Source organism: Flavobacterium branchiarum (assembly GCF_030409845.1).
Taxonomy (GTDB): domain Bacteria; phylum Bacteroidota; class Bacteroidia; order Flavobacteriales; family Flavobacteriaceae; genus Flavobacterium; species Flavobacterium branchiarum.
On the sequence record NZ_JAUFQQ010000005.1, the window covers coordinates 1,022,014 to 1,034,313 of the forward strand.

A 12,300-nucleotide genomic window follows, 5' to 3' on the forward strand; every position below is an offset into this window, starting at 1 on the left:
TTCGAAAGCTTTTAAAGGAATACGAAACAAATAAAACCAAACAATGAAACGAATAGAACAATTAGCAAAACTAAAACAAACCTCCGAATGGGATGTAATCATAATTGGTGGAGGCGCTAGCGGACTAGGAACAGCCCTTGATGCTGCAAGCAGAGGATACAAAACTGTTTTGATTGAAGCGGTAGATTTTGCCAAAGGAACCTCTAGTAGAAGTACTAAGCTGGTTCACGGAGGCGTTCGTTACCTAGAACAAGGTGATATTTCGCTAGTTACGGAAGCCTTAAAAGAAAGAGGTTTAATGGCACAAAATGCAGGACACTTAGTCAAAAATCAATCTTTTGTAATTCCAAATTACAACTGGTGGGGAGGTTACTTTTACACGATAGGTCTAACTATTTACGACTTGCTAGCAGGAAGACTTAGTTTGGGTCGATCTAAATATATTTCAAAGAAAAAAACTATTGAATTGCTTCCTACTGTAGAACCAAAAGGTCTAGTAAGTGGTGTTGTTTACCAAGACGGTCAATTTGATGACTCCCGTTTAGCTATAAACATTGCACAAACTGCTGTAGAAAATGGCGCTTGTCTTTTAAACTATGCTAAAGTTGTTGGTTTATTAAAAAATGACAAGAACCAAGTTATAGGTGTTGAAATAATAGATCACGAAACTGGGGAAAAACACGAAATTAAAGGTAAAGCAGTCATAAATGCAACTGGTGTTTTCACTAATGCAATAATGAAACTAAACGATACGGTATATAAAAAATACATTGTTCCAAGCCAAGGAATTCACCTTGTATTCGACAAGTCTTTCTTACCTGGCGACCAAGCCTTAATGATTCCTAAAACGAGTGATGGAAGAGTCTTATTTGCAGTGCCCTGGCATAATAAAGTAGTAGTTGGAACAACAGATACTTTAATTAAAAAACATAGCTTAGAACCAATTGCGTTAGAGTCAGAAATCGAGTTTGTACTAGAAACAGCACAACGCTTCTTAGTAAAAAAACCTACTCGTGCTGATGTTTTATCTGTTTTTGCAGGATTAAGACCTTTGGCCGCACCAGAAAAAGAAGGAAAAAGTACTAAAGAAGTTTCTAGAAGTCATAAAATCATAGTTTCTGAAACTGGATTAATAACAATTACTGGAGGAAAATGGACTACCTACAGAAAAATTGCCGAAGATATTATAGACAAAGCAATTACAGTACATAACTTACCAAAATTAAAATGCAAAACGGAACACATTGCAATTCATGGAAATAAGCAAACCGATACAAAAGCTAGAGAAAATCACTTATACATATATGGAACTGATATTCCTAAAATATTAGAATTACAAGAAAAAGAGCCTGAATTAAAAGAAAAATTACATCCCGATTACGAATATACGATGGCGGAAGTAGCTTGGGCAATTCGATATGAAATGGCAAGAACCATTGATGATGTACTAGCAAGAAGGGTTCGTTTATTATTCTTAGATGCACGTGCAGCAATTGCTTCTTGCGAAAAAGTAGCTCATTTATTAGCTAAAGAACTAGGCCACGACGAGACATGGGCACAAAGACAAATATCAGAATTTAAACATCTTGCAAACGGATTTATTTTATCTGATTTTCAAGAAAAACACCATTAAAAAAAAATACTTTTAAAAATATACCATCATGGAAAATAAATTTATCCTAACATTAGATCAAGGTACTACCTCCTCTAGAGCCATCATATTCAACCATGATGGCAAAATAGTAAGCATCTCTCAAAAACCTTATGAACAAATCTTTCCGAAACCAGGATGGGTTGAACACGATCCTAATGAAATCTGGTATTCACAGATTAGCGTTGCTGCCGAAGTTATTGCAAAAATGGGGATTTCAGGAAAAGAAATAGCTGCAATCGGAATTACCAACCAACGTGAGACAACAATAGTTTGGGATAGAGAAACTAGCGAACCACTATACAACGCTATCGTTTGGCAAGATCGTCGAACAGCAAAATATTGTGATGAGCTAAAAGCGCAAGGACTTACAGAAATGATCCAAGAAAAAACGGGATTAAAACTAGACGCTTATTTTTCTGGAACAAAGTTAAAATGGATTTTAGATAATGTTGAAGGAGCACGTGAAAAAGCAGAACAAGGAAAATTATGCTTTGGTACCGTAGACACGTGGCTTATATGGAAACTAACAAGAGGCAAGATGTTCATGACAGATGTTTCTAATGCAAGTAGAACGTTACTAATGAACATTCACACATTAGAATGGGATGATGAGTTGTTGGAATTATTTAATATTCCAAGAGCAATGTTACCAGAAATAAAACAAAGTAGTGAAATCTATGGTGAAACTTGTACCACATTATTTTCTACTAAAATTCCAATCGCAGGTGTCGCTGGTGACCAACAAGCTGCCCTTTTTGGACAACTATGCACAGAACCAGGAATGGTAAAAAACACTTATGGTACTGGTTGTTTTATGCTAATGAATACAGGCGACAAACCTGTTTATTCTAAAAACAATCTACTTACAACAGTTGCTTGGAAAATAAATGGTAAAACTACTTATGCCCTAGAAGGAAGTGTGTTTGTGGGAGGAGCCGCTGTACAATGGCTTAGAGATGGTGCTAAGATGATCAATTCATCTGATGAAATCGAAACTTTAGCAGCAAGCGTACCTGATAATGGTGGTGTATATTTTGTTCCTGCTTTAACAGGATTGGGCGCTCCACATTGGGATCAATACGCTAGAGGAGCAATTTTCGGTATTACCAGAGGAACAACAAATGCGCATATAGCGCGCGCTACCATTGAAGGAATCGCATATCAAGTATTCGATTTAGCAAAATCAATGGAAGCTGACTTTGGAAACGAAGGAAAAGAATTAAGAGTAGATGGTGGAGCTGTTGTCAATAATTTAATGTTGCAATTTCAATCAGATTTATTTGGATTCAAGGTAATTAGACCTAAAACTTTAGAAACAACAGCATTAGGAGCAGCCTATTTAGCAGGATTAGCAGTAGGATACTGGAAAAGCATAGACGAACTTCAAGAACAATGGTCAATCGACCGTGAATTCTCTCCAGAAATGCCAAAGCCTGAAGTGGATAAATTGGTACACAACTGGAACAAAGCTGTAGGCCGTACTACAAACTGGATTGAAGACTAGAAGACAAATCATTTAAAATACAAGAAGATGTCACCATTTATCGCAGAAATTATAGGCACAATGCTCGTTATCTTATTAGGTAACGGAGTTGTTGCAAACGTAGTTCTTAAAGGAACAAAAGGAAACAACTCTGGGTGGATAGTAATTACTACTGGATGGGCATTTGCTGTCTTTGTAGGCGTAACCGTCTCAGGACCAATTAGTGGTGCGCACCTAAACCCTGCTGTAACACTAGGACTAGCCCTCATAGGAAAATTTGCATGGAGCCAAGTTGCTTCATATATTATTGCCCAATTAATAGGCGCTATGCTAGGTGCATTTTTAGTTTGGTTATTCCACAAAGATCACTTTTCTATTACTGAAGATGAAGGCTCGAAGCTAGCCTGTTTTAGCACTATACCAGCAATTAGAAACAATGTCTCAAATTTGATTAGCGAAATAATTGGAGCTTTCGTTCTTATTTTTGTAATCTTCTACATTGCAGGTCCAGAACTTAGCTTTAACTCAGCTACTGACGTAAAAATAGGACTAGGCTCTATTGGCGCTTTGCCTGTTGCCATTTTAGTATGGGCAATCGGACTCTCTTTAGGTGGCACTACAGGCTATGCTATTAATCCCGCGAGAGATCTAGGTCCTCGTATCACACATGCTCTACTTTTTAAAGGAAGTAGCAACTGGGACTATGCATGGATTCCAATTGCAGGACCAATCATAGGATCAGCGTTGGCTGCCCTCTTATACATGAACCTACTTTAATATGCTTTTATAAAATAGAAATCATGAAAAAAACACTATTTTTCTCTATAATCTCAATTATAGGGCTAGCTGGATACGCTCAAGAAAAAACGGCTTTAGACAGTAGTTCCGTTACAACAGAGACTACAAAACCTTCCCGTTTAGACTTTAATGTTAACCTTAAAACAAGTCACTTATGGAGAGGCCTTGTTATTAATGACGGTATGACTGCTACTGGAAATATTCATTACACATTTGATAAACAAAGAAACTTTACTGTTGGAATATGGGGAGGCGCAGGATTTGATGGAAAATACCGCGAGATAAATTATTATATCCAATATCAAAAAAATAATTTTTCAATTGGATTATGGGATCTATTTAACACTACTGGAATCGAAAACCCTGAAGTATTTAATTACAACAAACTCACATCTACACACCTTATAGATTTAAGGACTTCGTATCGTTTTCCAGAATCATTCCCATTACGAGTAGAAGTTGATATAATACTTTACAGTGGCTTAAAGGATAGGCAACTTGATAGCAATGACAGCTACAAAAGTAAATATTCAACATATACAGAATTCAGTTACCCTGCTATTAGAAACCAAAAAGTAAATTTGGACGTTTTTTTAGGAGCCGGCTATGCTCTTAATGGAGATACTTTTCTATATTCAAATAAAGCAGAAAGCAGTTTCGGTATTGTAAATACAGGAATAAAAGCGACCAAAGATATTTCAGTTTTTAATTATAAATTACCTGTTTCAGCCACAGCAATGTGGAATCCTGAAAACAAAATTGCCAGATTGCAACTAGAAGTCAATCTGTTCTAAACTTATTTGGTTTTTAATTTGTTTGCTAAAACTCTCTTTATTTCAAAGGGAGTTTTTTCATGTTAAGCAGAAATATAAAAACAATGTTAAATCTTCATATGACATCTTGTCATAATCATTCAAATAATCGTACATTTGTTATCTTATTAAAACACACTTTTGAAAGTGACTTATGGAAAAGATTATTGAAGAAAGCAAACAAGGTGAAAGTCTTGTTTTAGAGAATAAACCTGAGAATACTAAAAAACTCTTTATAGAAAGTTATGGTTGCGCTATGAATTTTTCGGACAGCGAAATTGTAGCTTCGATTTTATCTGATGGTGGTTACAATACAACATCGGTTCTTGAAGAAGCCGATTTAGTTTTAGTAAACACCTGCTCTATTCGTGACAAAGCTGAGCAAACTATTCGTAAACGTTTAGAAAAATACAACGCTGTAAAACGTATTAACCCAAAAATGAAGGTTGGTGTGCTAGGATGTATGGCCGAACGTTTAAAAAGTCAGTTTCTAGAAGAAGAAAAAATAGTAGATCTAGTTGTTGGCCCAGATGCTTACAAAGATTTACCCAATTTATTAAGTGAAGTTGAGGAAGGACGTGATGCTATAAACGTAATCTTATCAAAAGACGAAACCTATGGCGACATCTCTCCAGTTCGATTGATGAGTAACGGAATTACTGCTTTAGTTTCTATAACTCGTGGTTGTGATAATATGTGTACGTTTTGCGTGGTACCTTTTACTCGTGGACGTGAGCGTAGCCGTGAACCTCAGAGTATCATGAATGAAATTCAGGATTTATGGGAAAAAGGCTTTAAAGAGATTACACTTTTAGGCCAAAACGTAGATAGTTACTTATGGTATGGAGGCGGATTAAAAAAGGATTTTGTTAGTGCATCAGACATGCAAAAAGCAACTGCTGTAAACTTCGATCAATTACTAGAATTGGTAGCAGTGACTTATCCTAAAATGCGTATTCGATTTTCAACATCGAACCCACAAGATATGCACGAAAGTGTTTTGCATATTATTGCAAAATACCCAAATATATGTAAACACATCCACTTACCAGTTCAATCTGGAAGCAATAGAATCCTAAAAGAAATGAACCGCTTGCATACGCGTGAGGAATACATGACTTTGATTGATAAAATCAAAACAATAATCCCAAACAGTTCTATTTCTCAAGATATGATTGCAGGTTTCCCAACAGAAACTGAGCAAGACCATCAAGACACTATGAGTTTAATGGAATATGTAAAATACAACTTTGGTTATATGTATTCGTATTCAGAACGTCCTGGGACTTTGGCTGGAAGAAAAATGGAAGATGATGTTACGGAAGAAACCAAAGCTAGAAGATTACAAGAAATTGTCGATTTACAACAAAAACACGCTTGGTTCCGTTCTGAAGAATTTATCGGACAAACTGTAGAAGTTTTAGTTGAAAAAGTTTCTAAAAAATCTAAAGAAGAATTCTCAGGAAGAAACTCGCAAAGCATTACTGTAGTTTTCCCTAAAGAAGATTATAAAATTGGCGATTTTGTAAATGTAAAAATTACAAGTTGCACCAGCGGAACGTTAAAAGGTGAAGCAGTAGAATTGAGTAACATGAATTGATTTATTTTTTTGCCACAGATTAATATGATTTAAATGATTTTTTGTATTATTTTACTTATATTTAAAATTATGGCAAACAAATTAATTTATGCAACATTATAGAGAAAGTGAAACTTATAAAATTATTGGCATTTGCATGGAAGTACACCGAAATCTCGGACCAGGCTTATTAGAAATAGTTTACAAAGATGCTTTAGAAATAGAATTTAAAGAACAGAATGTATCTTTTGAAAGAGAAAAAGAATATTCAATTGAATATAAAGGCAAAATATTGCCTCATAAATTTTATGCTGATTTTATTATTAATGAAGATATCGTTTTAGAGGTAAAAGCAATAAAAGAATTTTCAAATGAACATATTGCTCAGATTATAAATTACATGAAATTATCTAATTCAGAAATAGGATTACTTGTCAATTTTCAAACAAAATCCCTTCAGTACAAAAGATTTATTTCATAAAACGTTTAAAAGAAATCTGCGGGAATCATTTTAATCTGTGGCAAAAAAAACAAACATTATATATGGAGACAGTTCAAGCTATAAAACAACGTTTTGAAATTATAGGAAATGATCCTAAGCTTAATCGCGCCATAGAAAAAGCAATTCAGGTAGCCCCTACTGATATTTCGGTAATGGTAACTGGAGAAAGTGGTGTTGGTAAAGAAAGTATTCCAAAAATCATACATTCACTTTCACATAGAAAACATGGAAAATACATTGCCGTAAACTGTGGTGCAATTCCTGAAGGAACTATTGATAGCGAACTTTTTGGACACGAAAAAGGAGCTTTTACAGGTGCAACAAGCACACGTGAAGGATATTTTGAAGTTGCCGATGGAGGAACTATATTTCTAGATGAAGTTGGAGAATTACCTCTTACTACGCAAGTAAGATTGCTTCGTGTACTTGAAAATGGTGAATTTATAAAAGTAGGTTCTTCACAGGTACAAAAAACGAATGTTAGAATTGTAGCCGCAACCAATGTTAATTTATTCAATGCTATCGAAAAAGGCAAGTTCCGTGAGGATTTATACTATCGTTTGAGTACTGTAGAAATTACATTACCTCCATTACGTGAGCGTAAAGATGATATTCATTTATTATTTAGAAAATTTGTATCTGATTTTGCTCATAAATACAAGATGCCTCCATTAAAACTAGATGATGATGCTGTGCAATTATTACAGAAATTCAGATGGAATGGTAATGTACGTCAATTGCGAAATGTAGCTGAGCAAATTTCAGTTCTAGAAACCAACCGTGAAATCTCACTTGAAACACTACAGTCTTATTTACCAACTGAAGGCCCTAATTTACCTTCTGTTATAAACGACAAGAAAAACGATAGTGATTTTAATACCGAAAGAGAGATTTTATATAAAGTCCTTTTTGACATGAAGAGTGACTTGCATGATTTAAAAAAACTTACCCTAGAATTAATGCAAAATGGTAGCGCAAATGTGCAAGAAACCAATAAAAATTTGATTAAAAAAATATACGGTTCGCAAGAAAATGACAGCGAAATTGATTTTGAAGAAGAACCAAGAACAGCTGTTATGACAACTCCTAATCACGAGGAACAGTACCAATCAAATGACGATAATTATTTGTTTGCAGAAACAATCGAAGAGGAAGAAGTTTTACGATTGGAACAAAAAGAAATCGAAATGATAAAAAAATCATTAGAAAAAAATAAAGGGAAACGAAAAGCCGCTGCAGATGAACTGGGAATTTCAGAACGAACTTTATATAGAAAAATAAAACAATTTGATTTGTAGAACATCACAAACAATTTGCTCAAAAAATGAGAACTAAAATAAATACCTTTGGGGCTTTTAAAAAATAAAATGAAAAACATACAGTACCTAATTATAATTGCAATTGTGTTCACTTTTAGTAGTTGTTCTGTTTACAACTTTACTGGAACTGGTAAAATAGATGCAAAAACATTTCAAGTAAACTACTTCCAGAATAATGCTGATTTAATTGAACCAGGATTGGATCGTACTTTTACTTTACAATTACAGGATTTAATCCAGAATCAAACTAACTTAAACTTAGTGAGTTCAGGTGCAGATTTAATGTATGAAGGAGAGATTACAGATTACCGAATTAGTCCGATGACTGCAACTGCAGATCAGCAGGCGTCACAAAACAGATTAAAAATTCGTGTAAACGTACGATTCACTAACAGAAAGAAAGAAACTGATGACTTTGAAAGATCATTCGAGTTTTATTATGACTATCCTGCACGAGATCAACTTGTAGGACCTATCAAAGACACTGCTATTAAAGAAATTCTTGACCGTATTACTCAAGATATTTTTAATGAGTCATTAGCGAAATGGTAAAACCGATTGTTTAACTTATTAAACAACCAAACAAGCCATTAATTAACGAATAAACAATTTAAACGATAAAAGAAAAAATAATGAATGTTAACGATTATACTTACCTAATAAATAGACCCGATGCTATTTCCGAAAAGCAAACGGAGGAATTAGGCAATGTATTGGATGAATTCCCTTATTTTCAAAGTGCAAGAGCAATGCGATTAAAAGGACTTTATAGTCAAAACAGTTTTAAGTATAATTATGCCTTAAAAGTTACTGCCGCACATACAACAGATAGAGCTATTTTATTTGACTTTATAACATCAGAAACTTTTTCAACCATTCAGAAAGAATATTACGACAAGAAAGCTTTAGCGCTTTTAGACATCAATGTTATTGATAGCGAACATCTTTTACCTGACGTTGTAATTGAAGAGGATAAAGAAGAAGAAATAATAGAAGTAATAGAAAAAGTAGAAACTATAAAAATTATAGATCCTATTGAGCAATCTATCCTTACTTCAATAAAGGAAGCTTCGATTCCAACTATCGAAGTAAATTTAGAAACTACAGAGGAGGCTTTAGAAACCGCTGAAGAGGCTATCGAAATTGCAACGGAAAATCTAGAAATTGGTAAACCACTAGATTTTTCTGTAAAAGAGAAACACTCCTTCCAACAATGGCTTCAACTTTCTAGAACAGAACCCATTGAACGAAAAAAAGAAAATAAAGAAGAAAAACAAGAAGTTCCAACTATAGAAATAGACAATTCTTTAATCGAAATCAACGAAGAGAAAAAGAAAAAAGAAGCGTTAATTAACAAGTTCATCGAAACAAGCCCGAAAATTTCTCCTGTGAAATCAACTACAACGGTAGCTGCTAACATTCAGATAGACATTAATAAAGACGATAATACTTACTTAATGACGGAGACTTTGGCCAGAGTATATTTGGAACAAAAAAAATATACAAAAGCAATACAAGCATATGAAATATTAATTTTGAAATATCCAGAAAAAATTAGTTTCTTTGCAGACCGCATATCGGATATTAAGACATTACAACAAAATAACAATAATAATTAAACAATGAGCACATTTTCAATTTTTTTAGTTTTAATCACAATAGTTTGTTTTCTATTGATCGTAGTTATCATGGTTCAAAACCCTAAAGGTGGAGGATTATCTTCAACAATTAGTGGATCTCAAATGTTAGGTGGTGTACAAAAAACAACTGACTTTTTAGACAAAAGTACTTGGACATTAGCAACAATCTTAATTGCATTAATCTTGCTTTCTAGTTTAAGTTTCACAGGATCTTTAAGTGATGTAGAATCTAAACTTATCGAGAAATCTGCTACTACAGCTCCAAGCACTACGCCTGCTGCTCCAGTTCAAGAAACACCTGCTGCGACTAACCCAGCAAAATAATACATTCTTTATAGAACGTAAAAATGCCAGCCTGTCAAAGCTGGCATTTTTTATAAGAAATAATGTCAGTTTATCCAAGGTGGCACAGTTTCTGAAAGTTTTTATGAGAACAAAATTATTAGCAAATAAAATTATAAACATAACATAATTATAAAATCATGACTTTAAACATTAAACCGCTTTCAGATCGCGTACTTATTGAGCCAGTTGCAGCAGAGACTAAAACTGCGTCAGGGATTTTTATTCCAGATACTGCTAAAGAAAAACCACAAAAAGGAACTGTTGTAGCTGTAGGAAATGGTACTAAAGACCATACTATGACTGTAAAAGTTGGAGATACAGTACTTTATGGTAAATACGCAGGGACTGAATTAAAACATGAAGGAACTGATTATTTGATTATGCGTGAAGATGATATCTTAGCGATAATCTAAAAAGCATAAATCTCAAGAATTAAGTCGGGTAAAACCTGAAACAACTCAAACCTTAAACTAAATTAAAAGAAATGGCAAAAGATATAAAATTTGATATTGAAGCACGTGACGGATTAAAACGTGGTGTTGATGCATTGGCAAATGCAGTAAAAGTAACTTTAGGACCAAAAGGACGTAACGTAATCATTGGAAAATCTTTTGGTGGACCAAACGTAACTAAAGATGGTGTTACTGTTGCAAAAGAAATCGAATTGAAAGACCCATTAGAAAACATGGGAGCTCAAATGGTTAAAGAAGTAGCTTCAAAAACTAATGATTTAGCTGGAGATGGTACTACAACTGCTACAGTTTTAGCACAAGCAATCGTAAAAGAAGGCTTGAAAAACGTAGCTGCTGGAGCTAACCCAATGGATTTAAAACGTGGAATCGACAAAGCTGTTGAAACTATCGTTGCAGACTTGGCTAAACAAGCTAAAGTTGTAGGAAGTGATTCAGAAAAAATAAAACAAATTGCATCTATCTCTGCAAATAACGACGAAGTAATTGGTGAATTAATCGCTACTGCTTTCGCAAAAGTTGGAAAAGAAGGTGTTATCACTGTTGAAGAAGCAAAAGGAACAGATACATTCGTAGATGTTGTTGAAGGAATGCAGTTTGACAGAGGATACCTATCTCCATATTTCGTTACAAATCCTGAAAAAATGGAAGTAGAATTAGAGAGCCCATATATCCTTTTATATGACAAAAAAGTTTCTTCTTTAAAAGAACTTTTACCAGTTCTAGAGCCAGTAGCTCAATCAGGAAAACCATTATTAATTATTGCTGAGGATGTTGACGGAGAAGCTTTATCAACTCTGGTAGTAAATAAATTACGTGGAGCATTAAAAATTGCTGCTGTAAAAGCACCTGGTTTTGGTGACAGAAGAAAAGCAATGCTTGAAGATATTGCTATTTTAACTGGTGGAACTGTAATTTCTGAAGAAAGAGGTTATACATTAGAAAACACTACAATCGAAATGTTAGGTACTTCTAAAAAAGTAACTATCGATAAAGACAACACTACAATTGTAAGTGGTGCTGGTGAAGCAGACATGATCAAAAATCGTGTAAACCAAATTAAAGGTCAAATGGAAGCTACAACTTCTGATTATGACAAAGAAAAATTACAGGAGCGTTTAGCTAAATTAGCTGGTGGTGTTGCTGTTCTTTACGTTGGTGCTGCTTCTGAAGTAGAAATGAAAGAGAAAAAAGACAGAGTTGACGATGCATTACACGCTACTCGCGCTGCTGTTGAAGAAGGAATTGTTGCAGGTGGTGGAGTTGCATTGTTAAGAGCTAAAAACGCTTTAAGCGAAATAAAAGCTGACAATGCTGATGAAGCAACTGGTATTCAAATCGTATCTCGCGCAGTAGAAGCTCCATTAAGAACTATCGTTGAAAACGCAGGTCTTGAAGGTTCTGTAGTTGTTGCTAAAGTTGCTGAAGGTACTGGTGATTTTGGATACAATGCAAAAACTGACGAGTATGTAGATATGCTTAAAGCAGGTATTATCGATCCTAAAAAAGTAACTCGTGTAGCTTTAGAAAACGCTGCTTCTGTAGCAGGTATGATCTTAACTACAGAATGTGCTTTGATTGATATTAAAGAAGATAATGCAGGCGGAAACCCAATGGGTGGAGGTATGCCAGGAATGATGTAATACATTGCTGACTTACAAAAGTCTCAAAATAAAAAATCCGAAGTTTATAGCTTCG

12 protein-coding genes are annotated in these 12,300 nt (G+C 34.4%); all 12 read left to right on the forward strand.

Translation table 11 applies throughout. The annotated features are described in order from the left end of the window. Positions 1 to 43 precede the first annotated feature (43 nt). The 12 genes from QWY99_RS16395 to groL all read left to right on the forward strand — a co-directional run bounded on the left by QWY99_RS16395 (position 44) and on the right by groL (position 12,245). On the forward strand, positions 44 to 1,633 hold the full coding sequence (locus tag QWY99_RS16395; protein WP_290266669.1) for a glycerol-3-phosphate dehydrogenase/oxidase: 1,590 nt from the start codon (positions 44 to 46) through the stop codon (positions 1,631 to 1,633). Between the two features lie 28 nt (positions 1,634 to 1,661). Then, the gene (glpK, locus tag QWY99_RS16400; RefSeq protein WP_290266670.1) at positions 1,662 to 3,158 is read left to right on the forward strand and encodes a glycerol kinase GlpK; all 1,497 of its coding nucleotides are present in this window, start codon (positions 1,662 to 1,664) and stop codon (positions 3,156 to 3,158) included. 27 nt (positions 3,159 to 3,185) lie between these two features. Next, on the forward strand, positions 3,186 to 3,914 hold the full coding sequence (locus tag QWY99_RS16405; protein WP_290266672.1) for an MIP/aquaporin family protein: 729 nt from the start codon (positions 3,186 to 3,188) through the stop codon (positions 3,912 to 3,914). Positions 3,915 to 3,937: 23 nt separating this feature from the next. Further along, positions 3,938 to 4,729: a hypothetical protein gene (locus tag QWY99_RS16410; RefSeq protein WP_290266674.1), complete on the forward strand. Its 792-nt coding sequence runs from the start codon at positions 3,938 to 3,940 to the stop codon at positions 4,727 to 4,729. Positions 4,730 to 4,901: 172 nt separating this feature from the next. Beyond that, on the forward strand, positions 4,902 to 6,347 hold the full coding sequence (gene miaB / locus QWY99_RS16415) for a tRNA (N6-isopentenyl adenosine(37)-C2)-methylthiotransferase MiaB (protein ID WP_290266675.1): 1,446 nt from the start codon (positions 4,902 to 4,904) through the stop codon (positions 6,345 to 6,347). 88 nt (positions 6,348 to 6,435) lie between these two features. Continuing rightward, on the forward strand, positions 6,436 to 6,807 hold the full coding sequence (locus tag QWY99_RS16420; RefSeq protein ID WP_290266677.1) for a GxxExxY protein: 372 nt from the start codon (positions 6,436 to 6,438) through the stop codon (positions 6,805 to 6,807). A 62-nt stretch (positions 6,808 to 6,869) separates the two neighbouring features. Beyond that, a complete protein-coding gene (locus tag QWY99_RS16425; RefSeq protein WP_290266679.1) occupies positions 6,870 to 8,126 on the forward strand; it encodes a sigma-54 interaction domain-containing protein in 1,257 nt (418 codons plus the stop codon). A gap of 69 nt (positions 8,127 to 8,195) precedes the next feature. Continuing rightward, positions 8,196 to 8,699: an LptE family protein gene (locus QWY99_RS16430; protein ID WP_290266681.1), complete on the forward strand. Its 504-nt coding sequence runs from the start codon at positions 8,196 to 8,198 to the stop codon at positions 8,697 to 8,699. 80 nt (positions 8,700 to 8,779) lie between these two features. Beyond that, a complete protein-coding gene (locus QWY99_RS16435; protein ID WP_290266683.1) occupies positions 8,780 to 9,766 on the forward strand; it encodes a tetratricopeptide repeat protein in 987 nt (328 codons plus the stop codon). 3 nt (positions 9,767 to 9,769) lie between these two features. Next, the gene (gene secG / locus QWY99_RS16440) at positions 9,770 to 10,111 is read left to right on the forward strand and encodes a preprotein translocase subunit SecG (protein ID WP_129537349.1); all 342 of its coding nucleotides are present in this window, start codon (positions 9,770 to 9,772) and stop codon (positions 10,109 to 10,111) included. 158 nt (positions 10,112 to 10,269) lie between these two features. After that, positions 10,270 to 10,545: a co-chaperone GroES gene (locus QWY99_RS16445; RefSeq protein ID WP_290266685.1), complete on the forward strand. Its 276-nt coding sequence runs from the start codon at positions 10,270 to 10,272 to the stop codon at positions 10,543 to 10,545. A 71-nt stretch (positions 10,546 to 10,616) separates the two neighbouring features. Next, on the forward strand, positions 10,617 to 12,245 hold the full coding sequence (gene groL / locus QWY99_RS16450; RefSeq protein WP_229990132.1) for a chaperonin GroEL: 1,629 nt from the start codon (positions 10,617 to 10,619) through the stop codon (positions 12,243 to 12,245). The last annotated feature ends 55 nt before the right edge of the window (positions 12,246 to 12,300 follow it).

Bases quoted from the DNA above. Each gene is read 5' to 3' on its own strand.
- QWY99_RS16430 (WP_290266681.1), top strand. From the start codon at position 8,196: ATGAAAAACATACAGTACCTAATTATAATTGCAATTGTGTTCACTTTT.
- QWY99_RS16405 (WP_290266672.1), top strand. From the start codon at position 3,186: ATGTCACCATTTATCGCAGAAATTATAGGCACAATGCTCGTTATCTTA.
- groL (WP_229990132.1), top strand. From the start codon at position 10,617: ATGGCAAAAGATATAAAATTTGATATTGAAGCACGTGACGGATTAAAA.
- QWY99_RS16445 (WP_290266685.1), top strand. From the start codon at position 10,270: ATGACTTTAAACATTAAACCGCTTTCAGATCGCGTACTTATTGAGCCA.
- QWY99_RS16435 (WP_290266683.1), top strand. From the start codon at position 8,780: ATGAATGTTAACGATTATACTTACCTAATAAATAGACCCGATGCTATT.
- miaB (WP_290266675.1), top strand. From the start codon at position 4,902: ATGGAAAAGATTATTGAAGAAAGCAAACAAGGTGAAAGTCTTGTTTTA.
- secG (WP_129537349.1), top strand. From the start codon at position 9,770: ATGAGCACATTTTCAATTTTTTTAGTTTTAATCACAATAGTTTGTTTT.
- glpK (WP_290266670.1), top strand. From the start codon at position 1,662: ATGGAAAATAAATTTATCCTAACATTAGATCAAGGTACTACCTCCTCT.
- QWY99_RS16395 (WP_290266669.1), top strand. From the start codon at position 44: ATGAAACGAATAGAACAATTAGCAAAACTAAAACAAACCTCCGAATGG.
- QWY99_RS16420 (WP_290266677.1), top strand. From the start codon at position 6,436: ATGCAACATTATAGAGAAAGTGAAACTTATAAAATTATTGGCATTTGC.
- QWY99_RS16410 (WP_290266674.1), top strand. From the start codon at position 3,938: ATGAAAAAAACACTATTTTTCTCTATAATCTCAATTATAGGGCTAGCT.
- QWY99_RS16425 (WP_290266679.1), top strand. From the start codon at position 6,870: ATGGAGACAGTTCAAGCTATAAAACAACGTTTTGAAATTATAGGAAAT.